We start from the raw sequence: 25,831 nt of genomic DNA, 5'->3' as shown, positions 1-25,831 counted from the left end.
GATCCTCCTTTGATCGATACTTGTCGATCTCTGAAGGTGCGGGAGACCCGGGCTGAGAACGCCTCCCGCACCCCGTTGCCGGGATCAGACCTTGCCGACCCCGGCCCCGGCGGTCACGAGCGCTTTGACCGCCGAAGCGTCATCGAGGGTGTACGCGTAGTACGCGCTGGGCTCCTGCACGCTGCCGGAGCAGTCCGCCGCGCCGGACTCGCCGGCGAAGACGTTGCCGCGCGCGACACAGCGCCCACGCGGGCCGGCGTACGTGTTGGTCACCGGCTCCTCGACGTTCTCGAAGTAGTTGGCCTCCACCACACAGCCGGCGTCGGCCTGGCACGCCACCCCGGTGTCGGTGTTGTAGAAGAAGTAGTTGTTGTAGACGTGCACCGGCTCGCCGAACCGCGCTCGCGGGTTGCGCTGCGGCGTCGCGTCGAACCAGTTGTGGTGGTAGCTGACCTTCAGCCGGCCCACGTCCTGCGCGCCGTTGGCGTCGTCGTGCCCCAGCAGCATGTTCTTCGTGTGGTGGTGGGTGTGGTTCCACGACACGGTCACATAGGACGATCCACGCTTGATGTCGATCAGCCCGTCGTACCCCTGCGCCAGGTCGTTGTGGTCGATCCAGATGTGGTGCGCGAACATCTGCACGTTGATCGAGTCGTCGCTGGCGTTGCGGAACGACAGGTTCTGGATGATGACGTTGTGCACGGCGTCGGCCGGCGGCGAGGTGACGTCGGAGACCGGCCCGCCGATGTTGAGGCCGCCACCCGTGATGCCCGCGGTGCTGCCCACCCCGACGACGGATTTGTCGCTGGCCACGTCGTACATGCCGGCCGGCAGCGTGATCGTGCCGCTCACACAGATGGTGACCGGCCCGGACCGGGCGATCGCGGCGAGTAGGTCGGCCGCCGTGTCGACCGCGACCGTCGGCCCGCCGGCGCCACCGGTGGTCCCCGTGGCGAAGCCGCTCGCGGTGCCGCTGACCCGGCAGGTGCCGGCGGGCGGCGGGTCGGTCGGCGGCGGCGTGGTCGGGTCAGGGTCCGGTCCGGCGCCGGTGTCGACCGACACGTTGTCGAAGCTCACACTGGCGTAGGAGGCGACCAGGCCGATCCGGCCGGAGCCGAAGGTGCTGTCCGTCGCGCTGACCACGGTCGCACCGTTCACCGAGCCACTCAGCGCGCCACCGGCGACCCGCAGGCTCAAGGTGTACGTCGTCCCTGGGGTCACGCCGACCACGGCCGTGCCCAGCGCGGTGATCCCGCCGCCGGAGACCCGCTGGAGCTGCGCCGACCCACCGCCGGTGAGCACCAGGGCGTAGTAGTTGGTGGAGGTCTGGACGCGGGCGGCCACGCCGACTGACCGCCCGCTGGCACCGAACGCGGTCGGCGTGACCCGCGCGCTGACCGTGTAGTCCGTCCAGGACGTGCTGCCGGCGACCGCCTTCGCGTTGGCGCCGGTGCTCGACTGGCGGTAGGCGCCGCCCACCACCGACCAGCTCCCGCCCGACTTCGACCAGCCGTCGGCGTTGCCGTCGTCGAAGGTGTCGCCGAACAAGGTCTCGGCGTGGGCCAGGTTCATGCCGACCACACTGAGCGGCAGGGCCAGCACGGCCGCCGCGGCGAGGACGGTCAGGCGTCGTCTCATCGGATCCTCCCCGCTCCCGCGCACAGCTCGACCACGAGCGCGGCGGCCGGTGCGGGCAGCACGTGACCGGCACGCAGGCTGGGCGTCCAGCCGGCGTCCGGCGCGATGTCAGGGTCGTGGGTCGCGTTGTAGGCGGCGAGCAGGTTGACGGGTCGGGGCAGCGACCGGCCGGACCGCGCCCAGGTGCCCTTCTCGGTCAGCACCGTGCCGCCCCAGTCGAAGACGAACGAGTCCGGCGGCACGTCCGCGCCGAACGCGACGTAGTTGTTCTCCGCGTAGATGGCGGACTGCACGCCGACGCCAAAGCTGTACTCGTACGGGTCGTCGACCGGCACCCGGTAGAGGTTGTTGTAGACGTCGACCTGGCCGAACCGCACCCGCGGCGCGCGCTGGACGCTGCCCTCGAACTCGTTGTGGTGCACGGTCACCTTGAGCGCACCGACGTCGGCACCCGGTGTGTTGGTCGAGCCGATCAGCATCGTCTTGTCGTGGTTGGTGAACCGGTTGTAGGACACCGTCACGTAGTTGCTGCCGTTGGTGATGTCGACCTGCCCGTCGTGCACCTGGTATGGCCGCCCGAAGTGCAGCGGCTGCGCCGAGTCCGGGTTGTCGGCGTCGGTGAACGTGTTGTGGTCGACCCAGATGTGGTTCGAGTTCCGGACCCAGATGTTGTCGTACGCCGCGTTCCAGTTGCCGGTCGCGCCGTCGGTCGGCGACCAGACGGGGAAGCAGTCGCGGCTGTCTTCGTGCGTGAGGTTCCGGATGATCACGTTGGAGCTGCCGTCGAGCCGGAGGAAGACGCCGTTGAGCCGGGCACCGCCCAGCCCGACGATGGTCTTGTTGGAGCCGACGTTGACCCGCACCCGGGCGCTCTGGTTGGCGGCCGAGCGCGCCCGCGCCTCCTCCAGCGGACCGCTCGGCGCGACCCGGCCCCAGACCGCCGGGTCATAGGCACTCAGAAACGCGTCCAGCGTGTACGCCGGGTCCGCGAACTGTGCGCAGGAAACCGCGGCGCCGGCCGGGTCGGCGTTTCCGCGGATGGTGCCGCGGACGATGACGATCGCCGGTGCGGTGCCCGCTACGGCGGCGGCGAGCTCGTCGCGCGTGTCGACCTGGAATACGTTTTCCGGTGCGGCGGCGGCGCCGCCGGTGGTGCCGGCGCCCTCGGCCGCCCAACCGTCGCCGGCGGACAGAACCTGCCTGGCCAGCCGCTCGCTCAGCGGCGGTGATGCCGCCGCGGCGGGTGCCGCGACGGCGATGACAAGCACGCCGGCCACACTGGCGGCGAGACCTCGAAATCGCATTGAGACACTCCGATCACAATCCGGATACCTATTCTGAAAGATAGGTATTGATTGTTATGAGTGTCAATGCCATCGATGTGCAGTTATGTTGCAGAGAAAGGCGGCAATAACGAATGGCTCGGCCGTCGGAACGGTCGAGTAGGCTACCTATTAGCCCTATTTCTGGTGGGCGACTGACCCCGTTGTTTGCATTCGGTTTTCCGTGTGTGGCGGCCCGGCCCACGGCACGCCGAGCTCCGATGGCAGCGCGAGCCCTTCGGCCGCCCGGCGGAGCACCGCGTTGATGCCGCGGATCGAGCGGATGCGCCCCGGTCCGGTGCCGATGTCGGCGACGAGGTCGTCGCCGAGCGCGGTCGGCAGGGGCGCCGCGCCGAGTGCCTCGACCACCGCGGTGAAGCCCGCGGTGGCCGACAGTGCTGCCCGCAGCCGCACGCCGGACCGGTCGGCGCGGTGCGCGAGCAGGTTGTCGAGCAGGTCGACCCGGCCGGGCACCTCGCGTGGCCCGGCGTCGCCGGGCAGCCGCAGACGGTCGGTCGGGTACTCCAGCGTCGCGCTCCCCCGCGTGCCGGTGACCGTGAGCTCGCCGGCGATGAACTCCTCACCCGCCAACGTGACCGCCACGACCACGATCGGCCCACCCTGGACAGTCAGTCTCATCACGGCCGTGTCGTCACTCTCGATCGGCCGGGTCCGGTAGCGCTCCACCTCGAGCAGTCCTGGTGTCGCCGGCGCGACGGCGAGGGCCTGCATCACCGCGTGGGCGAGCGGGTTGGTCAGCGCGCCGTCGACGCCCCGGCGGCCCACCCACGGCGACCGCGCGTAGTAGGCGTCGTCGCGCTGCCAGGAGGCCACCGCGGCGATGCCGGTGACCGTGCCCAACGCGCCGGCGGCGATCGCCGCCCGCAACTCGTCGAGCGCGGCCGAGCCGAGCGCCTGGAAGCCCACCTGGCAGGACCGACCGGACTCGGCCAGCGCGGCCGACAGCAGGTCGTGGTCGGCCAGCGACAGCAGCGGCGGTTTCTCCAGCAGCAGGTCGCAACCGGCGGCCAGGGCGTCCAGCGCGATCGGCAGGTGGGTGCCCGGCGGCGTGCAGATCACCACGACGTCGGGCCGGGTCGCGGCGAGCAGGTCGCGGTGGTTCGGGAACACCGGCGTGCCCGGCGGCACGGGCGGGTCGGGGTCGACCGGGTTCGGCTCGGCGATGCCCACGAACGTGATGTCGTGCCGGTGCGCCAGCCGGCGTCGGTGCCAGCGGCCGTGGCCGTTGGCACCGACGAGCGCGACTCGGGTCATCCCACACCGGCCAGAGTGGACTCCACCCCATGTTTGTCGAACTCGGTCAACCAGTCGACCACCAGCGTGCGGACGGTCTCGTCGGCCGCGAGCTCCGCGGGGAAGACCTCGGTCAGGCCGAACAGCGCACCGGCGAGGCCCTCTGGGCTGTCCGGGGCGGCGGCGATCGCCGCGCGGATCCGGTCGGCGAGCGGGTCGTCGAGGTGCAGCGGCCGGCCGTCGTCGGCGACGCCACGGGCGTAGCGCATCCAGGCCGCCACCACCAACGCTCCCCAGCGCGGCTCCCCACCCGCCGCACGGCGGTCGCGGATCGTCTCCAGCACCCGCTGTGGCAGCTTCTGCGAGCCGTCCATGGCGACCTGGGTGGTGCGGTGGGCGATGGCCGGGTTGGCGAACCGCGCCAGCGACTGCTCGCCGTAGTCGACGACCGAGACGCCGTCCGGCGGGGTGAAGCTGGGCGCGATGTCCTCGGCCACGAACCGGCGCATCGCGTCGACCAGACCCGGCATCCGGTACGCGTCCACGATGGTCTCACGCCCGGCGAGCGCGCCGAGATAGGCCATCCCGGAGTGCACGCCGTTGAGCGCCCGCAGCTTGAGCCGCTCCCATGGACCGGCGTCGTCGGTGAGCACCGCTCCGGCCAACTCCCAGGCGGGCCGCCCGCCGGGAAAGTCGTCCTCGATGACCCATTGGCGGTACGGCTCGCCGGCCAGCGCCACCTCGTCGCGCACACCGAGCAGCGCCGCGGCGGCCGCCCGGGTCGCGTCCGTCGACGCCGGGACGATCCGGTCGACCATCGTGCCGGGGCAGCTCACGTTGGCCCGCAGCCAGGCGTCGTCGTGCCCGGCCATGGCGTACGCGGCGGCCAACATGCCACGCACCCGGCGGCCGTTGGCCGAGAAGTTGTCGCAACTGACGACTGCGATGGGCCCGGCGTCGGCCCGGGCCCGAGCGAGCAGTCCGCGGACCAGCAGCCCGGGAACGGTGGTGGGCGAGCCGTCGCCGAGCAGGTCGGCGGTCAACGCCGGGTCGTCGAGCAACTGCCCCGTCGCCGGGTCGAGCTTGTAGCCCTTCTCGGTGACGCACAGCGTGACCACCCGGACGGCGGGGTCGGCCAGCCGTGCGACCACCCGCTCCGGGTCGGTGGCGGCCACCTGGGCGCCGGCCAGGGCACCGATCACCTTGGCCCGGGCGCCTCCCGCGGACATCTCGGTGACGCTGTAGAGGTTGTCCTGCTCCTTCAGGGCGGCCACCACGTCGGCCGAGCGTGGTGCCACGCCGACGATCCCCCAGTCGCCGCCGGCGGCGGCCACGGCCTCCTCGGTGTAGACGGCCTGGTGGGCGCGGAAGAAAGCGCCGAGCCCGATGTGCACGATGCCGACGGGCACCGTCCCCGGCCGCACCAGTGGTCGGCTCTCGGCGGGCAGCCGGCGCAGCGTGTCGAGTCCGAGTCGCGGAGTCATCGCCACACCGGTCCTTCCGGGAACGAGAACTCGGCGACCGACGAGGCCTTCATCGTGGCGCTGTAGCCGGGTTCGGTGGGCAGCAGGTAGCGCCCGCCGCGGGTGCGCACGGGGTCGACGAAGTGCTCGTGCAGGTGGTCGACGTACTCCACCATCCGGCCGTCCAGCGACGTGCCGACCCGCAGGTAGTCGAAGAAGGCGAGGTGCTGCACGAGCTCGCAGAGTCCGACGCCGCCGGCGTGCGGGCAGACCGGCACGCCGAACTTGGCCGCCAGCAACAGTTCCGCGAGCACCTCGTTGACGCCGCCGACCCGGCACGCGTCGATCTGCATGACACCGATCGCGTCGGCCTGGAGTAACTGCTTGAAGATCACCCGGTTGGCCGCGACCTCGCCGGTCGCCACCCGGACCGGCGCGACCGCGCGCTGGATGCGGGCGTGGCCGAGCACGTCGTCGGCGTGGGTCGGCTCCTCGATCCAGTACGGGTCGACCTCGACGAGCCGTTCCATCGCGGCGATCGCCTGGTCGACGTCCCAGACCTGGTTCGCGTCCATCATCAGCAGCGCGTCCGGGCCGATCTCCGCGCGGATGATCCTGGCCCGCCGGACGTCGTCCTCGAGGTCGCCGCCGACCTTCATCTTCATCGCCCGCCAACCCTCGGCGTACGCGGCCCGGGTCAGGTCCCGGACCTTGTCGTCCGGGTAGCCCAGCCAGCCCACCGAGGTGGTGTACGACGGGAAGCCCTCGCTGCGCACCTGGGCCAGCCGCTCGGCGTACCCGTGCCGGCCCTTGTCGAGAATGGCCGCGGCGGCGTCGGGCGTCAGCGCGTCGGTGATGTGGTGGAAGTCGACGTTGGCGACGAGCTCCTCGGTCGACAACTCGGCCAGCAACTGCCAGAGCGGCAGGCCGGCCGCCTTGGCCCGCAGGTCCCAGACCGCGTTGACCACCGCCCCGGTCGCCATGTGGATGACGCCCTTCTCCGGGCCCAACCAGCGAAGCTGCGGATCCGCGGTCAGCGACCGCCAGAACGCCACCGGCTCGGCGGCGATCTCCTCGAGCGAGCGGCCGACGACCTGCGGCGCCAGCGCGCGGACCGCGGCGCAGGTGATCTCGTTGCCCCGGCCGTTGGTGAACGTGAAGCCGGCGCCGACCAACGGCCCGTCGATCAGCAGCTCCACATAGGTCGCTGAGTAGTCGCCCCTGTTGATGGCGTCGGAGCCGTCGCCCGCCGCCGCGGTCGGGAACCGCACGTCGTGCACCTCTACGGCGCGGATCGTGGTCACTTGTCACCCTCCAAGCGGAACACCCGTTTGGGCAGGCGGTACGCGAGGTCGACGATGGTCTCGGCCGCCTCGTCGAAGGGCAGCCGGTGCTCGGAGACGAGGCGGGCGAGGAAGCCCGCGTCGACCCGGCGGAACACGTCGTGCCGCACCGGGATCGAGCAGAACGCCCGGGTGTCGTCGACGAAGCCGGCGGTGTTGTAGAAGCCGGCGCTCTCGGTTACCGCCTCGCGGAAGCGGCGCAGCACCTCCGGCGAGTCCAGGAACCACCACGGCGCGCCGAGGTAGATCGCGGCGTAGCCACCGGCGATCGGCGCGAGCTCGCGGCTGAACGTGTACTCGTCGAGGGTGTAGACGACCACCCGCAGTCGCGGGTCGTTGCCGTACGCGTCGAGCAGCGGGGTCAGCGCGTGCAGGTACTCCGTCGCCTGCGGGATGTCGCCGCCCACATCACGGCCGTGCGTCGCGTGCAGCCACCGGTTGTGGTTGCGCACCGCACCCGGGTGGAGCTGCATCACCAGACCGTCCTCGATGGACATCCGGGCGAACTCGACCAGCATGTGCGCACGGAACGTCTCGGCGTCGGTCGCGTCCGCCTCGCCGCGCAGGCCCTTCTCGAACAGGCTCGCCGCCTCCGCCGCACTGAGGCACAGCGTGCGGGCGGTCGGGTGGCCGTGGTCGCTGGAGGTCGCACCGGCGGCGATGAACGCCTCGCGGCGGGACCGCAGCGCGGCCAGGTAGCCCAGGTAGGTGCCGGTGTCCTCGCCGGCCAGCTCACCGAGCCGGCCCACGCGTTCGGCCCAGCCCTCGAACTCCATGTCGACCACGTCGTCGGGGCGGAAGGTGGTGACGACCCGGCCGCCCCGCCCGCCCCAGCCGTCCGCCGCCAGCTTCGCGTGTGCCGCGAGCTCGTCCAGCGGCGACTCGGTCGTGGCCAGCACCTCGATGTTGAAGCGCTCGAACAACGCCCGCGGCCGGAACTCCGGCTGGGCCAGCTTCTCGGCCAGCGCGTCGTACACCTCGTCGGCGGTCTGCGGCGACAGCCGGGTCGTGACGCCGAAGACGGTCTCGAACGTGCGCTCCAGCCACAGCCGCGACGGTGTGCCGCGGAACAGGTGCCAGTGCTCGGCGAACAGGCGCCAGATCGCGCGGCCGTCGGCCTCGCTCGGCTCGCCGGTGCGGCTCGGCACGCCGAGTCGGGCGGGCGGGATGCCCTGGCTGAGCAGCATCCGGGTCAGGTAGTGGTCCGGCACGATGATCAGCCGGGCGGGGTCGGGGAACGGCTCGTCGTCGGCCAGGACGGCGGGGTCCACATGGCCGTGCGGCGAGATCAGCGGCAGGTCGCGGGCGAGCCCGTAGAGCTCGCGGGCGATCGCCCGTTGACCCGGCTCGGCCGGAAACAGCAGGTCGGACATGAACTCCCTCGCGGTCAGGTCGGATCGAGCAGGTCGGTGGCGGTCACTGGAGCGCCAGTCGCCATCGAGCGGTTGGCGGCCAGCCCGGTCAGCAGCGCGAGGGCGCCGTCGCGGGCGGTGGCGGAGCGGTCCATCGGGTCGTCTTTGCCGCCGAAGAGCACGCCGGTCATCCGGGCGTCGGCGCCGCCGTGACCGCCGCGGGCATAGCCTTCGACCGCGACTTCGCGGGGCGGCGCCCAGTAGGGGTGCACGGTCAGCTGGGCGTGTCCGTGCTCGGCCGCGGCGACCTCGCCGTGGACGGCGGCGCCCTTGACCTCGCTCGCACCGGCCGGGCTGACGTGGTCGCTCTCGACCACCTCAAGCTCCAGCCGGCCACGACTGCCGTTGACCATGACCCGATAACCCTCCCATGGCGCGTACGCCGTGAGGTGGTAGGTCATCGTCGCCCCGGTGGAGTAACGCACGAGCACGGCCAGGTCGTCGTCGATGGTGACGCCCGGCGCGAAGACGTTCTGGTCGCGCAGGTAGCCGTCCTCCTCCTCGGCGTCGAGGTAGAGCGCGCGTAGCTGCGGGTTGTCGGCGAGTCGCAGGGCGAACGGATCGTCCTCCGGCGCTTCCTGCCCCCGGGCGTAGTCGCGGGCGTACCCGTGTCGGCGCCCCTCGGGGCCGTAGAAGAACTGCCGGCCCTGCGCGTAGACGGTGGCCGGTGTCGCGTCGAGCCACCAGTTGACCAGGTCGAAGTGGTGGCCGGACTTGTGCACCAGCAGGCCGCCGGAGTTGGCCGCGTCGCGGTGCCAGCGGCGGAAGTAGTCGGCGCCGTGCCGCACGTCCAGCAACCACTCGAAGTGGACGGAGCCGATCTCGCCGAGCTGGCCGATCTCGTTCTTGACCGCCTCGTGCAACGGGTTGTAGCGGTAGTTGAACGCCACCCGGACCCGGCGGCCGCTCGCTTCCACCGCGGCCAGGATGCGCCGGCAACCGTCGGCGTCGGTCGTCATCGGCTTCTCGGTGATCACGTCGCAGCCCTGGTGCAAGGCCGCCACGATGTAGTCGGCATGGGTCGCGTCGACGGTGGTGACCAGCACCTCGTCGACGCGCTCTTCGACCAGCATCTTCGCGAAGTCGGCGGCGTCGTAGGTCTTCGCCGGGCCGGCGCCGAGCTCCTCGAGCCAGCCGTTGTGCGCCGCCATCCGGGTGTGGTTGACGTCTGCCAGGGCCACCACGACGGCGCGGTCGGCATGGCCTGTGGCGAGGGCGCGCAGGAACATCCCGGCCCGTGCTCCGGCGCCGACCAACGCGTAGCGACGTCGTCCGTCAGACATCGACCAACTCCTTTTCGGAGTGCAAACGTTTGCAGGAAACTAAGCATGCTCCCCTCGTACCCGTCAATGTCTTGTCCGTTATCTTGGTTTTTGCCGGTGGTTGGGAACGCGCCCGCAACCGAGTCGCAACAACAGACCGTTGACAGCCACGCAACCGTTTGCATTAATTGGCGCACTTGAGTGACGGCCACCACATTCCCGGTGAAGGGGTTCTTCGTGCCAGCCACGATCCGCGACGTCGCCCGTGAGTCCGGGGTGCACATCTCCACGGTCTCTCGCACGTTCTCGGCGCCGCACCTGGTCAACCCGGAGACCCGCAGCCGGGTGCTGGCCTGTGCCGAACACCTCGGCTACCGCCCCAACCGGGCGGCCCGGGCGCTGATCACCGGGCGCACGCACAACATCGGCCTGATCGTGGCCGACATCGCCAACCCCTTCTTCCCGCCACTGATCAAAGCGGCGGAGAGCCAGGCCAGGCAACGGGACTACCACATCTTCGTGACCGACACCAACGAGGACGCGAGCGTCGAAGAAGGACTGGTCCGCGCGCTGGCCAAGCAGGTCGACGGGGTCCTGCTGTGCAGCCCGCGGATGAGTAACAGCCTGATCGAGCAGCTCAGCCGCGAGGTGCCGCTGGTGGTGGTCAACCGCCAGCTCACCGGCCTGCCGACCGTGGTGATGGACGTGGCGCAGGGCGCCCGGCTCGCCATCGACCACCTCAGCCGGCTCGGTCACCGGCAGATCGCCCTGGTCGCCGGCCCACGCGGGTCGTGGACCAGTCGGGAGATCCGCCGGTCGGCGATGTCGGCCGCCCGGGCCAACGACGCCGACCTGGCCGTCATCGGGCCCAACCAACCCACCGAAGACGGTGGCATGGCCGTCGCCGAGCAGATCGTGCGCGCCGGCGTCACCGCCGTCCTCGCCTACAACGACCTCATGGCCATCGGCCTGATCGAGGGCCTGTCCATCCTGGGCCGGAACGTCCCGGAAGACATCAGCGTGGTCGGCATCGACGACATCGCGCTGAGCCGCCTCACCCGCCCCAAGCTGACGACGGTGGCGACTCCAACCGCCGCCGCCGGACGGGCGGCCGTCGACATGCTCCTCGCGCACGGCGACGACCGTCGCACCACCGCACAGATAACCCTTCAGACCGAGCTGGTCATCCGCGACTCGACGGGGCCGGGCCCGGGTCCGCACAGCCATGCGGACCCGGGCGGCGTGGTCGCCACCGCCCCCGAAGAGGTCGCCTCCTACGCCAAGGAGTGAGCGCACATGCACCGCGCACCATCTTCGCGTGCGGTCGAGCCGACCACGCGCCACCACCGTACCGCCTTTTCGGGGCCTGGCCTGCGGCGACGCCTGCTCGCGGCCCTGGTCACCATTCCCCTCGCGCTGGCCGCCGCGGCCTGCGGTGACGATGGCGGCGATTCCGCCGCCGACCCCAACAAGCCGGTCGAACTCTCCATCTTCTGGTGGGGCGCGGAGGGCCGCGCGAAGCTGACCGAGGACGCGCTGGCGCTCTACACCAAGAAGCACCCCAACGTGACCTTCAAGAAGACCTGGCAAGCGAACCAGGGCTACTTCGACAAGCTGGCGACCCTGACCGCCGGCGGCGACGCTCCCGACCTCTTCCAGATCGACGACAACTACCTCACGGAGTACGCGTCGCGGAACGTCACGCTGGACCTCACGTCCTATAAGGACGGTGGCAAGCTCGACGTCTCCAAGTTCCCCGAGAGCCTGGTGAACTACGGCATCGTCGACGGCAAGCTGGCCGGCGTCGCCTTCGGCGAGAACACCCAGGGCTTGGTGTTCAACAAGACGCTGCTCGACAAGAACAAGCTGCCCGCGCCGACCACCGGCATGACCTGGGCCGACTTCATCACCTGGGCGGAGAACGTCTCCAAGACCGCCAAGGTGCCCGGCACGCAGGACCCGAGCGCCGACTACAAGGCGTTCTGGGTGTGGCTGCGCCAGCAGGGCAAGGACCTCTACAAGGACAAGGCGCTCGGCTTCACCGAGCAGGACGTGGCCGGCTGGTTCGAGCTGTGGAAGGGCGCCCGCGACCGCGGTGCCACCCCGACCGCCGACGTGATCCACGAGGGCAACGTCACCGACATCAGCAAGCAGCTCGTGGTCACCGGCAAGGCGGGCACCTCCTGGGTGTGGGCCAACCAGATGCCGGAGCTGAAGAAGAACACCAAGGACGAGCTCGGCGTGATCGCGTACCCGGGTGACCCGAGTGCGCAGTGGGCGCGGGCGTCCATGTACTTCTCGGTGTTCCGGGGCAGTGACAAGAAGGACATCGCGGTCGATGTCATCAACTTCCTGTCGAACGACCCCGAGGCGGCGGCGGTGCTCGGCACCGACCGTGGCCTGCCGTCCAACCTGGACATTCGCAAGTCGGTGTCGGATAGCGTGTCCGACCCCAACATGAAGGTCGCCATCACGGTGCAGACCGAGCTGGGCGCGAAGTTCGGGGCGTCGCCTCAGGTGCCGCTCAAGGGGCACAGCAAGGTGCGCGCCGAGCTGATCAAGGCCGCCGAAGAGGTGCAGTTCGGTCGCCAGACGCCCGCCGAGGCCGCCAAGGCGTACTTCGCCGTCGCCCAGGCCGCGATCGGACAGGCCTGACCGTTGGCCATCAGCACCGCGCCGCCGGCGGCACCGCCTGCCGGCTCCGCCTCCCCCGGTCCCGCCAGTCGGCGGGGCCGGGGTGGCCCGCGCCGTCGAGAGAACATCGCCGGGTACGTCTTCCTGTCACCGTGGCTGCTCGGGCTCATGGGCATCACGGCCGTCCCGATGCTGCTCTCGCTCTATCTCTCTTTTACCAACTACGACGCGCTCTCCGACTTCTCCGCGGTCGAGTGGATCGGTCTCGACAACTACCGCGAGATGTTCACCGCGGACGCGTCCTTCTGGCACGCCGTGCGGGTCACGATCACCTTCGCCCTGGTCGCGGTGCCGCTGAAGCTGGCCGCCGCGCTCGGCGTGGCCCTGCTGCTCAACCGCGCGTTCCGCGGCGTCGGCCTGTTCCGGGGCCTGTTCTATCTGCCGTCGCTGCTGGGCGGCAGCGTCGCGCTGGCGATCGTCTGGGTCAACATGTTCAACCGCGACGGCGCCTTCAACTCGCTGTTGAGTGTGTTCGGCATCGAGGGGGCGCCGTGGGTCAACGATCCCCGCTGGGCTCTGGAGACCCTGATGGCGTTGGCCATCTGGCAGTTCGGCGCGCCGATGGTGATCTTCCTGGCCGGGCTGAAGCAGATCCCGGTCGAGCTTTACGAGGCGGCGTCCGTGGACGGGGCGGGGCCGTGGCGGCAGTTCCGGGCTGTCACGCTGCCGATGCTCTCACCGGTCATCTTCTTCAACCTGGTGCTGGAGACGATCAACGGCTTCCAGGGCTTCACGTCGGCGTTCGTGCTGTCGAACGGCACCGGGGGCCCGGTCGACTCGACCCTCATGTACACGCTGAACCTCTACATCAAGGGCTTCACCGAGCTACGGATGGGCTACGCGTCGGCGCTGGCGTGGGTGTTCCTGGTGGCGATCGCGCTGATCACGGTGCTGCTGTTCAGCACGGGCCGGTTCTGGGTCCACTACGCCGACGGTGAGGACCGCTGATGAGTAGGCGCTTTTGGCGTTTGGTGGTCCTGGTGCTCATCCTGGCCGTCGTGCTCTATCCCCTGGTGTGGATGCTGGGCACGTCGTTCAAGTCGCGCGAGGAGATCGCGACGAACATCGGCCTGTGGCCCGATGTTTTTACGCCCGCGAACTTCCGCGACGGGTGGCAGAACTTCGACGTGAGCTTCGGCCGGTTCTTCGCCAACAGCGCGATGGTCGCTCTGTTGACCGTCGTCGGCAACGCGGTCTCGTGCCTGCTGGCGGCGTACGCATTCGCGCGCTTGCGGTTCCGGATGCGCAAGGTCTGGTTCGCGGTCATGATCGGCACGCTCCTGCTGCCGGGCCACGTCCTGATCATCCCGCAGTACGTGCTGTTCAAGCAGTTAGGTTGGGTCGGCGGCGACTGGCCCTACCTGCCGCTGCTGGTGCCACAGTTCCTGGCCACGGAGGCGTTCTTCGTCTTCCTGATGGTCCAGTTCATGCGCGGCATCCCCTACGAACTGGACGAGGCCGCGAAGATCGACGGGGCGTCGCCGTACACGGTGTTCGCCCACGTGATCGTGCCCCTGAGCCGCCCGGCTCTGGTCACCACAGCGATCTTCTCGTTCATCTGGACCTGGAACGACTTCTTCCGGCAGTTGGTCTTCTTGTCGGACCTGCAGGACTACACGGTCCCGGTGGCACTGACGCTGTTCATCGACTCGACCAGCGAGAGCGCGGTCGGCCCGATGTTCGCGATGTCGCTGCTGTCGCTGGTGCCGGTCTTCTTGTTCTTCGTGGCCTTCCAACGCCTACTGGTAGAAGGAATCAACACGAGCGGCATCAAGGGATGAAACCCGACTGGCGCGACACCGTACGCGTCGCCACCGACGTAGCGGTGCTCGGCCTACTGATGGTGGCGACGTCGCTGCCGGTCCTCACGACCGGCGCGGCGTTCGCCACCGCCAGCTTCGCGGTGCACGAGTTCCTGACCCACGACCGCTGGCCAGGTCCGCGTACGTGCTGGCGCGTCTTCCGGCGCACCCTGCTCCCCGGCGCGCTGGCGACCGCGGCCGTGTTGGCGGCGGCGTGGTTGGTCACCGTCGATCTCGCCGCCGTCTCCAACGGCCGTGTGCCTGGGGGTGCGGTCGTGGTCGGGTTGACCGCCGTGATCGCCGCGGCGGCGTGCGGCTACGCCGCGCTCGCGCTGGTCGCCCTCGGCGGAGGTCTCGCCGCAACGGTCGCGGTGTCAACCCCGAACGCGCTCACCGCCCCGCCAGCGAACACGGGCAACGACGGGTCGGCGGAGGCGCCTTTCGGCACCGCCGCAAGCGCGGCAGCCTGGCGATCGGCGGCGAAGGCCGCCGCCGGCGCCGGGCCAGGCATGGTCGCCGCCTCGGCGGGCGTGATCGGCCTTGCCGGCCTGCTCGCGCTGCTCGTGCACCCGATCCTGGCCGCCTGCCTGGTCGGCTACGCCCTTTACGCCCTCCACGTCGTCACCCGCCGCCTGAGCCCCACGCCGGCAACACAGCCAACGCCATAACCGAAGCACCGACGGACAGCGCCGAGATGATCTCGGGCCGGAATCGGCGATCCCGTTTCGCTCGGACCGCGGGCACGGATTGGCTGTCACCTTGCGGCACCATCCAGCCCTGCTGGCGGCCTTGGCTGCGCCACCGGCTTTGGCTTCGCCTGTAGCGACCTATGGGCTGCCTGCGCCGCCGGTTCGGCACGGTCGAGGCGGCTCGACGCGTAGCTTGCGGTCGCGGACCAGCCGGTCGGCGAGCAGCATGCCGTAGCCGCGTCGGGCTGCTAGTGGGTTAGCAGCATGCGGACCTCCGTGGGGGTGTGGCCGACGTGCGTGCGGATGGTGCGGCATAGGTGGGCCTGGTCGGCGAAGCCCAGGTCCGACGCCAGGCGCGCGCCGTCGGTGTCGCCCCCGGACAGGCGATCGAGGGCGCGGCCGACCCGCACCCGGTTGCGGTAGTGGGTCAAGGACACCCCCATCTCCCGGCTGAACACGCGACTCAACCGATAAGGCGACGCGGACAGAAACCCAGCCAGCGGCAGCAGCCCGCGCGCCGCCGGGTCGTCGGCGGCGATCGCCGCACGGGCGCGCGCCACCAACAGGCGGTCGGCGGCCGACCCCAAACCGGCGGCCGGCACCGGCGCAGCCGACGACCGGGACGCCACCAGCCCGAGCAGCGCGACCAGCGACTCCACCAGCCGATAGTCGCGGTCAAAACCCGACGCCGCCCGGAGCAAGCGGCGATGGGCCAGGTCGAGGCGCCCGTCGACATAGATCGCGGACCGCGACCGCCGATCACCCGCCACGCTCCGCCACAGCGCGGCGGACACCGAGAGAGCCGTGCACACGTCGCCGCCGTGGGGATGGGCGAAGCGCTCCTCCGCCGCCGGCACAGACAGGTAGCCCACGGTCGGGTCCAGGTCGACGCCCACCCCGTCGACCATGCGGCGGAACAGGCCCCGGCGGGGCAGCACAACGGCGTGCGCGCGGGTCGACTCCACCGGCGACCAACCCGCGTGGTCGTCGGTGCAGGTCACCACCCCCACCGTGAAACCCGGCCCCGTGGCCAGCGTGCGCCCCGTCTGCATGTGAGCACGCTACGACGGCCGTACGACAAGAATGGGCAAGGATTTTCAAGCCCGCAGGCCACCCACGGCAGCACGCTGGGACGCATGAACCTCGCCGCGATCGTCATCGACACCGCCGACCCCGCCAAGCTGGCCGGCTTCTACGCCGAGCTCACCGGCTGGGCTCCCGGCTACCAGGACGATGACTTCCACTACCTCGAAAACAAGAACGGCCCGAAGCTCGGCTTCCAGCGCGTCGCCGACTACCAGGGGCCGGGCTGGCCCGACCCGGCCAAGCACGCCCACCTCGACTTCAGCGTCCCCGACCTGGCGAAAGGCGTCGAGCGCGCACTACAGCTCGGCGCCGGCAAGCCCGATTTCCAACCCGGCGACACGTGGGTGGTGCTCACCGACCCGGAGGGCCACCCCTTCTGTTTGACCAGCTAGTAGCGTCGACCGGGTGTACGGGTTCGCGCGCCGCGAGTTCGCTCTCACGCTGCTGAGGCGGATGGCCGACTACCAGCCTGAGCTGGTCAAGGACGCGTACACCCGGCTCGGCGCCACCAAGGCCGACTACCTCAACGCGTTCAACCGCTGGCAGACGATGCTCCACTCGGCACGAGCGCCGCGCGGACTGGATCTGCTGCACGCGGTGCTGGGACCGGAGGACCACCAGGAGGCGGTACGCGTCGGCGACGTCACCGCGACCGTCCTCCACTGGCGGCTGCCGCTCTGGCCCGACCTGCGCTGGCAGGCGATCATCGGCGCCGCCAACGTGGTCATCGACGGCACCCTGGTCCGCGCCAAGGACGCACCGCGGCCGGTCCTGCCCGAGGCACCCGAGCCCTGGTCCTGCGTGGTAGCCGACACCCTGGACCGCTGGCCCGACGCGCGCCAGAGAGATCCCGACGTGCCGGCCCGCTGGCTGGTGGAGACGGCCAACAAGCGACTCTGGTTCACGCACGGCCTCCTGCAACTCGTGGAGGACCGGGACGGTGGATGACCGACCACGCCCCGCGGTGGGAAAATCGGCAGGTGGAGCTGTGGGAGCGGGCCGCCCCGCTGGCCGTGCTCGACGACCTGCTGCGGTCCAGCGCGACCGGCGGCCGCGTCGCGCTGGTCGCGGGTGAGGCCGGCGTAGGCAAGTCCGCGCTGGTGGGCGAGTTCGCCCGCCGCGCCGGCGGCCGCGTCAGGTTCCACTGGGGATGGTGCGACCCGCTGGTCACCCCGCGGGCGCTCGGTCCCGTGCACGACATCGCCCGCCACACCGGCGGCCCGCTGGCCGACCGGCTCAAGGCCGGCGCGCCCCCGGAGGAGCTCCTCGCCGCCCTGCTCGACGATCTCGACCACCCGGTGGTCAGAAAAGTTCTCGTCGTCGAGGACGCGCACTGGGCCGACGAGGCGACCCTCGACCTGCTGGTGCTGCTCGGCCGCCGGATGGGCCAGCAAAGGGCACTGCTCGTGGTCACCTACCGCGACGACGAGGTGGGCGCCGGACACCCCCTGCACCGGGTGATCGCCGCCCTGCGCGGCACCCGGATCAACCTCGCCGTGCTGTCCGCAGCTCGGGTGGAGCAAGAAGCCGCGAAGGCCGGCCGAGACGCCCAAACCGTGCTCGCCCTGACCGGCGGCAACCCCCTGCTGCTCACCGAACTGCTCGGCGCGGCCGGCGACCGGGCGCCGGACACCGTACGCGGCCTGATCCTCGACCGCATCCGTGCGCTGCCGGAAGCGGCCGGCGACCTGGCCCGGCTCGTCGCCGTCGTGCCGGGAAGGGCCGACAAAGCACTGCTCGTCGGCCGCGACGACCAGATCGACTCCTGCGTGGCCGCCGGCGTCCTGGTGCCGACGGACGACGGCGTCGCCTACCGGCACGAGCTGCTGCGCACGGCCGTCGAAGACTCCCTCGCCCCACGGCAGCGCGCCGCGCTGCACGCGATCGCGCTGGCGGCCCTGACGGAGCACGACGGTGCCGACCCCGGCCGGCTCGTCCACCACGCGAGAGGCGCCGGCGACGCCGACGCGGTGCTGCGCTGGGGCCGGATCGCCGCAGCGGCGGCCGCCAGGCAGGGTGCCCGGCGCGAAGCGGCCGACCACTACCGGGCCGCCGCCGCGCACGCCGACCGGCTGCCGCCGGCCCAACGCGCCGAACTGCTGGAGCGCTACTCGGTCGCGGCTTACCTCGCCGGGACCGCCAAGGACGGCCTGGCCCCCCGACGCGAGGCGATCGCGATCCGGCAACAGCTCGGCGATCCGGAACCCCTCGGCGCCGGCTGGCGTTGGCTGTCCCGGATCGCCTGGTGGGCGGGCGACTCGGCGGAGTCCCGCACGGCGGCTGACCACGCCGTCGCGGTGTTGGCTGCCGAAAAGCCCGGCCGGGAGCTGGCGATGGCCTACAGCAACCTGTCGCAGCTGCGGATGCTCGACTACGACTTCGTCGGCGCGATCGAGCTGGGCGAAAAGGCCCGGAGCCTCGCGGAGGAGTTCGGCGACGACGAGACCGCGATCCACGCCGCGATCAACGTGGGCAGCTCGCAGATGCAGCTCGAACGTCCCGGCGGTCAGGAGACCCTGGAGCAGGCGCACTCACAGGCGGCCGCACACAAATATGCGGACCACGCGACCAGGGCGCTGCTCAACCTCGCGGGCGGGCTCGCCGAACAGGCCCGGTTCACCGACGCCGGGCCGGCGCTCGACCGGGCCGTCGCGTACGCCCGGGACCAGGATCTCGACGGCTACCTGCAATGTCTGCTGGGCACCCGGGCCGGGGTCAAGCTCCAGTCCGGCGACTGGCCCGGCGCGCTGGCCGACGCCGAGGAGTCGTTGCGCCTCCCCGCGCAGGGTGGCGTCGGTCGGGTGCCGGCGCTGGTCGTCCTCGGCCGCATCCACGGCGCCCGCGGCGAGCGAGAAAGCGCCCGCGCGCACCTCGACGAGGCCGACCGCCACGCGGGTCCGGCCCGCGAGATGCAATGGGTCGCCCCGACCAAGAGCGCACGAGCCGAACACTTCCGGTGGTACGGCGAGCCGGAGCGAGCGGCCGAGGAGGTGCGCGCTGCCCTCGACCGCGCGACCGGGCAGCACGCCGCTCCCCACAGTGGAGAGTTGGCGTTCCGGCTCTGGCAGGCGGGCGGCGGTGCCCATGCGCCTGCCGACGCGCTCACCGCGTACCGCCGGATGATCGAAGGCGACTGGCGTCAAGCCGCCGCAGAATGGGAAGGGCGTGGCGGCCAGTTTCTGCGAATCGAGTCACTCGGACTGGGCGACCGGACGGCGGCCACGGAAGCGGTCCGCGGCCTCGACGCGCTGGGCGCCACGCAGGCGGCCGCCTGGCTGCGCGCCGACCTGCGCCAACGAGGCATCGAAAAGATTCCCCGGGGTCCGAGGAAGACGACCGCCGACCACCCGGCCGGTCTGACCGCGCGCCAGGCCGAGGTGCTCCGGCTGATCGCCGACGGGATGTCGAACGCCGACATCGCGCTGCGACTGCGGCTGGCGCCGAAGACCGTCGACCACCACGTGTCGGCCGTGCTGGCCCGGCTCGGTGTGACCAGCCGGGGCCAGGCGGCGGCCCGCGCACACAAGTTAGGGATTTCTCCCCATTCCTCGGACGGTCCGGCTGCCTAGCGTGTAGCCAGAACCACACCGAGGAGGAAGAAATGCCTGGTAAAGCCGTTGTCAGCCTGACCACCGGCCTGGAAGACCCGGAGAAGGTCACCGTCGCGTTCCTGGTCGCGGTCGGTGCCGCCGAGTCGGGCCGCCCGACGCTGATGTTCCTGACCAAAGAGGCCACCCGGCTGGCCCTGGACGGCATCGCGGTCGGCGTGGCCTGTGACGGCTGCCCGCCGCTGGCCGACCTGACCCGGCGGTACGCGGCGGCGGGCGGCAAGCTGCTCGTCTGCCCGATCTGCTTCGACGCCCGCAAGCTCGACAAGGGCGACCTGATCGACAACGCCGACATCGGCGGCACGGTGCCGATGTGGGAGTGGATCGGCGACGAGGGAGCTACGACCTTCAGTTACTAAGCCGGATGAACCCCACGCGACCGCCGCTCGTACCCATTGTCGGCGGTCGCTTCTCTCCGCAAAGCCGAGCGACCACCGGGTGCGCCGTCGCCTCTCCCCCAGGAGGCGGCGACGCACCGACCTGACTACCCCTTGGGCGTAAGCAGGCCGCGGTGGAACGCCTCCGCCACCGCGGCCGCCCGATCCCCCACGCCGAGCTTGGCGTAGATGTTGAGCAGGTGCGTCTTGACGGTCGCCTCGCTGATGAACAGCGTGGCCGCCGCCTCCCGGTTGTTCTTCCCGGCCGCGACGAGCTCGAGCACCTGCAGCTCGCGCTGGCTGAGCGGCCCCGCGCCGGGTGCGCGGACCCGGTTCATCAGCCGGCCGGCCACCGCGGGCGCCAACACCGACTCGCCCCGCGCCGCCGCCCGCACCGCCCGCAGCAACTCGTCGCGCGGTGCGTCCTTGAGCAGGTAGCCGGTCGCTCCCGCCTCGATCGCCGGCACCACGTAGCTGTCGGTGTCGTACGTCGTCAGCACCAGCACCCGACTCTCGACACCGAGCCTGGAAAGCGAGGCGATCGCGGTGACCCCGTCGGTGCCAGGCATCCGCAGGTCCATCAGGATCACGTCGGGCCGCAGCGCCCGGGCCAGCCGCACCGCCTCGTCGCCGTCGCCGGCCTCGCCGACCACCTCGAAGTCCGGGTCACTGGCGAACATGCCCGACAGACCATTGCGTACGACCGGGTGGTCGTCGACGACCAGCAGCGTGATCATGCCGGCACCGCCGCCGAGATCGCCGTGCCGGACCGTGGCTCGGACTCGACCTGCAGGGTCCCCGACAGCCCCTCGATCCGCTGCCGCATCGCGACCAGGCCGTAGCCGCCGGCCGACACCGGTGGCAGCGCCGGGTCGAACCCACACCCGTCGTCCCGCACGTCGAGCGCCACCGATTCGTCCAGATAGGACAGTGTCAGGCCGACGCGCCGGGCGCCGGCATGCGCCGCGACGTTGGCCAGGGCCTCCTGGGCGGTACGCAACAGCGCCAGCTCCGCCTCCTGCGACATCGGCCGCTCGGTGCCGGTCGTGGTCACCTCGACCGCGATGCCGTGCCGGCGCGACCAACTCTGGGCGACCCCGGCCAGTGCGCCGGCCAGCCTCGCATCACGCAACGGCTCGGGGCGCAGCGCGTGCACCGACCGGCGGGCCTCCCGCAGGCTCTCCCGGGCCAGGTCGGTGGCGGCGGACAGGTGCCGCCGCCACCGGTCGGCCTCCGCGGCCGCCTGCTCGGCCGCCTGGAGTTGGGTGATGATGCCGGTCAGCCCCTGCGCCAGGGTGTCGTGGATCTCCCCGGCCATCCGCTGCCGCTCGTCGTGGACGCCGGCCTCCCGGGCCTGGGTCAGCAGGCGTTCGTGCAGGGCGGCGTTCTCGGTTAGCGTGGCCTCCAGCCGCGCGTTGGCCTCGCTCAGCTCGGTCAACGCGCGCCGGCGTTCCTCCCGCTCCTGGTCGCTGGTCCAGTCGATCCAGGCGTACGCGCACATCGGCACCGCATTGATCAGAATGATGGCCGCGTACCAGATGACTCCCTGCCCGGAGTCGAACGTGATGCCGGAGGCCTGGGCGATGCCGGCCGCCACGGCGACCGCGGCGACCCCAGGGACCCGCCACGGCCACCGCAGCACACCGAACGCGAAGAAGTAGCCGGCCGGCGTCAGGAACCCGAACCAGGGCGCGATCACGACGAGGGTCAGCAGGATCGCCAGGAACCCGACGAAGAACACCGCCATCAGGACCGGGCGTACGCGCCAGGCCGGCCGCAGGGTGTAGAGGCACAGCACCCAAACGGCGGCCAGCACGCACAGCCCGGTGATCAGCAGCGTGTCGCGGGCCGAGTCGGCCAGCAGCGGGCTGATGCCGGCCAGGATCGCCAGGAGCACGTACGGGGCGACGTTGGCGTACGGGACCCAGCGCATCTCGCGGGTTTCGACGTCCTCCCACGGCATGGCGTTCGGCATTGTTGGAACCTACTCCCACCGGAAGAGGCGGACACCGAGTAGCGCGGTCACCACCACGTACCCGGCGAGCAGCAGCAGCCGCCAGGCCGGCGGCCAGTGGCCCTCCGTGGAGTCGGCCAGCGCCTGGACGGCCGCGCCCAGGGGTGTGGCCTCGCTCACGTGGCGCAGCGCGGGCGGCATGGCCTCGATCGGCAACCACAGCCCGGCGAAGAACATCAGCACGTAGAACAGCACGGACCCGATCGCGTTGGCCGCCTTCGCGGTCGGGGTGACCGCGGCGACCAGCACCGCGACGCCGATCAGGGCCAAGGCGGCGAGCACCGCACTGAGCGCGAACGCCACCGGTTGCCGGGGCAGCGGCACGTCGAACCCGAGTCGCGCCACCGCGAGCAGCAGCACGACCGAGACCAGCGCCGTGCCGAGGCAGATCGCGAACTGGGCGCCGAGGACCTGGGCCGGGCCGACCGGGGTGGTGCGTAGCCGGCGCAGCACGCCCTGCTCCCGGTAGCTCGCCAGCGTCGGCGGGAGGGTGTTCAGGGCCAACATCGCGATCACGAAACCCACCAGGATCGGCGTGTACGTGTACAGCAGCGGCTGCCCGTCGACGCCGTTGGCCGGATCGGTGAAGAAGTCGATGTTGCCGAACACGCACAGCAGAGTGGTCGGGAACAGCACGCCGAAGATCGGCCCGATCTTGTCGCGCAGGAACAGGGTGAACTCGGTGGCGGTGAGCCGCCGCAGGGTGTCAGTGGACATCGGCGTTCTCCCCGGTCAGCGCCACGAAGGCGTCCTCCAGCGTGGCCCGCGGGGCGCCGAGGTCGGCGGCGGCCCGCTTGGTCAGTGCGGCCGGAGTGTCAAGGGCCACCACGCGGCCGGCATCGATCACGGCGACCCGGTCGCAGAGGCGCTCGGCCTCGTCCATGAAGTGGGTGACCAGCAGGATCGTGACCCCGCCGGCCCGGACGTCCTCGATCAGCCGCCAGGTCTCCCGCCGGGCGCGCGGGTCGAGCCCGGTGGTGAGCTCGTCGAGCACCGCGACCCTTGGGTTGCCGATCAGCGCCAGCGCGATCGAGAGCCGCTGCTGCTGGCCGCCGGAGAGCTTGCCGAACCGGGTCTGCCGGATGCCGTCGAGCCCCAGCGCCGCCATCAGCGTCGCCGGATCGGCCGGGCGCCGGTAGAAGGACCGGTAGAGCTCGAGCGCCTCGCCGACCCGGAGCTTCTCGGGCAGGTGGGCACCCTGGAGCTGGACGCCGAGCCGCTGGGTCAGCTCGGCGCGGTCGCGCACCGGGTCGAGCCCGAACACCCGGATCGTGCCCCGGTCGGCCCGGCGCAGCCCTTCGACGCACTCGACCGTGGTGGTCTTCCCGGCGCCGTTCGACCCGAGGATCCCGAATATCTCCCCCTCCTCGACCCGGAAGGAGACGTCGTCGACGGCGACCTTGTCGCCGTACCTCTTGTGTAACTCCTGCACTTCGATCACCGCTGTCATGCCACTAAGCCTCGGCGCGGGAACGCCGGACGGGCACCGACCAGCTAGCGCTCCGGCGGCCGGTCGCGGTGGATTCTTCCGATCAACCGATCGGTGGATAGAGCTAGTGCAAAGCGCAGCAGGGGATCTCTTCGGGCATCTCGAACGGGGCGATCCTGCCGTCCGTGTGCGGCAGGGTGACCAGGGTCAACTTGCCCGCCATCCACAAGGGACGCACGTGGTCGCGGGTCTCGATCAACGTGTCCGCAGCAGCGGGCGCTCCGCCCATCACCGTGACCCGCTCGATCGCGCTGCGCGACAGGAGCTCCGCGACGCTCAGCACGCCGACGCAGGCGTCGCGCCCGGGATAGGCGAACGCCCGGCCGCCCTGGCCCGAGAGGTGTTCCTCCCGGGCCAGGGCCGCCGCGGCCGCGAGGCCGTCGGGGACGGGTGGCAGGTCCACCTCGACCCCCGACGGCAGCGCGATGCTGAACGCCACGTGCGGGCTCGGCACGCGCAACAGGTGGGTGCAGGCGACGACGCGGTCCCGTTGGTCGCCGAGCAGCTCGGCGAACCAGTGCTCCGCCGCCCGCACATCGCTGTCGCCGCGGTCGAATCCGACGAGACCGGACCGCAGGTGGAGGCCAGCGGCCTCCACCTGCGGGAGGACTGCAAAGTCCTCGTCACTCATTAGTGGGTCTCGACCCAGATGGGGTTGGTGTAGAACCACAGGTCGGACCACGGGTCGGAGTTGCCGACCACGTCGATCGCCGGGCCGTGCGGGTCGACCGAGGTGCCGAGGTAGCCCGGCGCCGTGCGGTTGCCGTCGGTGCCTCGGACCCGCACGTAGTACGAGTGGTCGGCGCGGCCGAGGGCGTAGGTGAACGTGACCTTCTTCTGGCCGGTGCCGACCTCGAACGACTTCTCCACCCGGGTGTTCGGGGCGGTGAAGATGTCCTTGTCCTGCGGCTTGCCGGTCACCTTGCCGGTGATGACGTCGACCCGGGACAGCTTCGGCACGAACTGCGCCCAGTTGGGCAGCGTGGCCAGGTCGATCGAGACGACCAGCTCCAGCGCGGTGCCCTTCTTGACGCTGATGGTGCCGCCGAGCGGGGTGCCGCCGTCCTTCGAGCGGTCGCCGGCCTTGCGGACCCGCATGTCGAGCCCGGCGAGCAGGCCGCCGTGGTCCACCCAGACCCGGCCGAGGCGCAGGCCGTCCATCACCGCGAGGTACGAGTCGTTCGCCGCGCCGACGTGCGTCTTGCTGTAGTAGCCGGGGAAGAAGTCGACGTAGGTGCTGGTGACCTTGCCGCCGTGCACCGGGTCGGCCCAGTAGCCCAGCTCGTTGAAGTCCTTGTTGCCCCGGACCGCCGTCTCCAGGAACACGGTGTGCGCGTCCGAGTTCGCGGTGATCCACCACGGCTTGCCCTCGGCGAGCAGGCTGTCCCAGAGGCCACCGACGGTCGCGGTGAACCAGTCGAAGCCGCCCCAGGTGCGGTAGCTCTCCAGCGGGTACGGGAACGAGTTCGCCGACGGGCTGTTGCCGTACGAGCCGCGGGCCGCGCCCGGTCCGCCGTTGTCCTTGGAGATGCCGCCGGCCTGGTGACCCGGTGCGCCCTCCATGCCGATCGCGATGCCCGGGGCCGCGTCGCGCCAGCCACGGATCTCGTGCGGCGAGTCGATGCCGTTGCGGGCCGGGTGGTTGGCCAGGAACAGCGCGTGCTCGACCTTGCGGCGCTTGACCGCGTCGGTCAGGAAGTTGAGGCCGGCGATCGCGAGCGCCTCGTTGCCCGGGGTCGACGCCCCGGTGCCGTTGACGTTCGCGTCGTAGTCGTTCTCGAACTGCTTGAGCACCGAGAGCTCGTTCTTGCCCGGGTGCACGAACACGGTGCCGTGCTCGGCGGCCGGGATGTTCCACTCGAGGCCCTGGAAGACCAGGGTGTCCTTGAACGCCTCGCGGGCCGCGAGGATCTCCGGGTTGACCTTGTCGACACCGATCTTGGCGTGCGCGTTGCTGCCGTGGTCGGTGATGACCATCCAGTCCAGGCCGTACGCCCGGCCGTGCTGCACCTGGTCGATCACCCGGTAGAGGCCGTCGTCGCTGTAGTGCGTGTGGATGTGGTGGTCACCGGCGAGCCACTTGAAGCTGCCGCCCTCGTCGTGGTTGTGGTCGTCGTGCTTGTCGTCGTCCTTGCCGTGCGCGGCGGCCGCGCCGGCGTCAAGGCCGGCGCCCGCGAACGCCCCGGCGGCGGCTACGCCCGCGCCGAGCAGGCCGGCCCGACGAAGGAACGTGCGCCGGCTCCGGTCCGCCGGACGCAGTTCCTCGTCGGGGGTCGACAGGTCGAGAGCGGCGGGCAGGTCACTGCCGCTGATCTCGACCTCGTCGTGGTGGTGGTGGTGCCCATGGTGGGTTCCCATGTGGTGTCCTCCTGATTTTG

At 71.0% G+C, this 25,831-nt stretch carries 22 protein-coding genes and 1 pseudogene; 9 read left to right on the top strand and 14 right to left on the bottom strand.

Annotated elements, in window-relative coordinates; translation table 11 throughout:
• Positions 1-84 precede the first annotated feature (84 nt).
• From BLV39_RS21020 to BLV39_RS20990, 7 genes are all read right to left on the bottom strand, one after another.
• Entirely contained in the window at positions 85-1,638 is a 1,554-nt protein-coding gene (locus tag BLV39_RS21020; RefSeq protein ID WP_090795261.1) for a pectate lyase family protein, read from the bottom strand.
• Positions 1,635-2,906, bottom strand: coding sequence for a pectate lyase family protein (locus tag BLV39_RS21015; protein ID WP_342342466.1), 1,272 nt, complete (start codon positions 2,904-2,906; stop codon positions 1,635-1,637). Before BLV39_RS21015 ends, BLV39_RS21020 begins: the two co-directional genes overlap by 4 nt.
• A 192-nt stretch (positions 2,907-3,098) precedes the next feature.
• Positions 3,099-4,235 carry a Gfo/Idh/MocA family protein gene (locus tag BLV39_RS21010; protein ID WP_090795255.1) on the bottom strand — a complete coding sequence of 379 codons (1,137 nt, stop codon included), beginning with the start codon at positions 4,233-4,235 and terminating at the stop codon, positions 3,099-3,101.
• Positions 4,232-5,704 (bottom strand): mannitol dehydrogenase family protein, encoded by a 1,473-nt coding sequence (locus tag BLV39_RS21005; protein ID WP_090795253.1) that lies wholly within the window; start codon positions 5,702-5,704, stop codon positions 4,232-4,234. Before BLV39_RS21005 ends, BLV39_RS21010 begins: the two co-directional genes overlap by 4 nt.
• Complete coding sequence (locus BLV39_RS21000; RefSeq protein ID WP_090795250.1) at positions 5,695-6,981, bottom strand: enolase C-terminal domain-like protein; 1,287 nt, start codon at positions 6,979-6,981, stop codon at positions 5,695-5,697. The genes BLV39_RS21005 and BLV39_RS21000 overlap by 10 nt, the downstream gene beginning before the upstream one ends.
• On the bottom strand, positions 6,978-8,393 hold the full coding sequence (gene uxaC / locus BLV39_RS20995) for a glucuronate isomerase (RefSeq protein ID WP_090795248.1): 1,416 nt from the start codon (positions 8,391-8,393) through the stop codon (positions 6,978-6,980). The genes BLV39_RS21000 and uxaC overlap by 4 nt, the downstream gene beginning before the upstream one ends.
• 14 nt (positions 8,394-8,407) lie before the next feature.
• Entirely contained in the window at positions 8,408-9,715 is a 1,308-nt protein-coding gene (locus tag BLV39_RS20990) for a Gfo/Idh/MocA family protein (RefSeq protein ID WP_090795244.1), read from the bottom strand.
• Positions 9,716-9,931: 216 nt separating this feature from the next.
• On the opposite strand from BLV39_RS20990, the gene BLV39_RS20985 reads away from it, so the two are divergent.
• From BLV39_RS20985 to BLV39_RS20965, 5 genes are read left to right on the top strand one after another with little or no spacing between them, the layout of a single operon-like run.
• The gene (locus BLV39_RS20985) at positions 9,932-10,984 is read left to right on the top strand and encodes a LacI family DNA-binding transcriptional regulator (RefSeq protein ID WP_090797620.1); all 1,053 of its coding nucleotides are present in this window, start codon (positions 9,932-9,934) and stop codon (positions 10,982-10,984) included.
• Between the two features lie 6 nt (positions 10,985-10,990).
• Positions 10,991-12,349, top strand: a complete 1,359-nt coding sequence (locus tag BLV39_RS20980; RefSeq protein WP_090795239.1) for an ABC transporter substrate-binding protein — start codon at positions 10,991-10,993, stop codon at positions 12,347-12,349.
• A gap of 3 nt (positions 12,350-12,352) precedes the next feature.
• Positions 12,353-13,336: a carbohydrate ABC transporter permease gene (locus BLV39_RS20975; RefSeq protein WP_090795234.1), complete on the top strand. Its 984-nt coding sequence runs from the start codon at positions 12,353-12,355 to the stop codon at positions 13,334-13,336.
• Positions 13,336-14,169, top strand: coding sequence for a carbohydrate ABC transporter permease (locus tag BLV39_RS20970; protein ID WP_090795230.1), 834 nt, complete (start codon positions 13,336-13,338; stop codon positions 14,167-14,169). The genes BLV39_RS20975 and BLV39_RS20970 overlap by 1 nt, the downstream gene beginning before the upstream one ends.
• A complete protein-coding gene (locus tag BLV39_RS20965) occupies positions 14,166-14,858 on the top strand; it encodes a hypothetical protein (protein ID WP_090795225.1) in 693 nt (230 codons plus the stop codon). The genes BLV39_RS20970 and BLV39_RS20965 overlap by 4 nt, the downstream gene beginning before the upstream one ends.
• 269 nt (positions 14,859-15,127) lie before the next feature.
• On the opposite strand, the gene BLV39_RS20960 is transcribed toward BLV39_RS20965, so the two are convergent.
• The gene (locus tag BLV39_RS20960) at positions 15,128-15,931 is read right to left on the bottom strand and encodes a helix-turn-helix domain-containing protein (protein ID WP_090795220.1); all 804 of its coding nucleotides are present in this window, start codon (positions 15,929-15,931) and stop codon (positions 15,128-15,130) included.
• An 84-nt stretch (positions 15,932-16,015) separates the two neighbouring features.
• On the opposite strand from BLV39_RS20960, the gene BLV39_RS20955 reads away from it, so the two are divergent.
• Genes BLV39_RS20955 through BLV39_RS20940 form a run of 4 tightly spaced genes read left to right on the top strand, consistent with a single transcriptional unit; the run spans position 16,016 to position 19,932 of the window.
• Positions 16,016-16,357, top strand: a complete 342-nt coding sequence (locus tag BLV39_RS20955) for a VOC family protein (protein WP_090795216.1) — start codon at positions 16,016-16,018, stop codon at positions 16,355-16,357.
• A 13-nt stretch (positions 16,358-16,370) separates the two neighbouring features.
• Positions 16,371-16,913: a hypothetical protein gene (locus BLV39_RS20950; RefSeq protein ID WP_090795211.1), complete on the top strand. Its 543-nt coding sequence runs from the start codon at positions 16,371-16,373 to the stop codon at positions 16,911-16,913.
• The gene (locus BLV39_RS20945; protein ID WP_090795206.1) at positions 16,910-19,534 is read left to right on the top strand and encodes an AAA family ATPase; all 2,625 of its coding nucleotides are present in this window, start codon (positions 16,910-16,912) and stop codon (positions 19,532-19,534) included. Before BLV39_RS20950 ends, BLV39_RS20945 begins: the two co-directional genes overlap by 4 nt.
• A gap of 32 nt (positions 19,535-19,566) precedes the next feature.
• On the top strand, positions 19,567-19,932 hold the full coding sequence (locus tag BLV39_RS20940; protein ID WP_090795203.1) for a DsrE family protein: 366 nt from the start codon (positions 19,567-19,569) through the stop codon (positions 19,930-19,932).
• A 125-nt stretch (positions 19,933-20,057) separates the two neighbouring features.
• Here BLV39_RS20940 and BLV39_RS20935 read toward each other — a convergent pair whose 3' ends face one another.
• The 6 genes and pseudogenes from BLV39_RS20935 to BLV39_RS20910 form a co-directional block, all read right to left on the bottom strand.
• Positions 20,058-20,687, bottom strand: a complete 630-nt coding sequence (locus BLV39_RS20935; RefSeq protein ID WP_090795198.1) for a response regulator — start codon at positions 20,685-20,687, stop codon at positions 20,058-20,060.
• On the bottom strand, positions 20,684-21,925 hold the full coding sequence (locus tag BLV39_RS20930; RefSeq protein ID WP_239083810.1) for a sensor histidine kinase: 1,242 nt from the start codon (positions 21,923-21,925) through the stop codon (positions 20,684-20,686). Before BLV39_RS20930 ends, BLV39_RS20935 begins: the two co-directional genes overlap by 4 nt.
• 9 nt (positions 21,926-21,934) lie before the next feature.
• On the bottom strand, positions 21,935-22,681 hold the full coding sequence (locus BLV39_RS20925) for an ABC transporter permease (RefSeq protein WP_239083811.1): 747 nt from the start codon (positions 22,679-22,681) through the stop codon (positions 21,935-21,937).
• Between the two features lie 22 nt (positions 22,682-22,703).
• Positions 22,704-23,414: pseudogene (locus tag BLV39_RS20920) on the bottom strand (ABC transporter ATP-binding protein); the annotation flags it as partial.
• Positions 23,415-23,517: 103 nt separating this feature from the next.
• Entirely contained in the window at positions 23,518-24,084 is a 567-nt protein-coding gene (locus BLV39_RS20915; protein WP_143049826.1) for a hypothetical protein, read from the bottom strand.
• A complete protein-coding gene (locus tag BLV39_RS20910) occupies positions 24,084-25,811 on the bottom strand; it encodes a PHP domain-containing protein (RefSeq protein ID WP_176985001.1) in 1,728 nt (575 codons plus the stop codon). Before BLV39_RS20910 ends, BLV39_RS20915 begins: the two co-directional genes overlap by 1 nt.
• Between the last annotated feature and the right edge of the window lie 20 nt (positions 25,812-25,831).

The organism is Asanoa ishikariensis, assembly GCF_900107455.1.
GTDB classification, from domain to species: domain Bacteria; phylum Actinomycetota; class Actinomycetes; order Mycobacteriales; family Micromonosporaceae; genus Asanoa; species Asanoa ishikariensis.
Note: the sequence above shows the minus strand (reverse complement) of the source record. Positions and strands in the feature narration are given on the sequence as shown.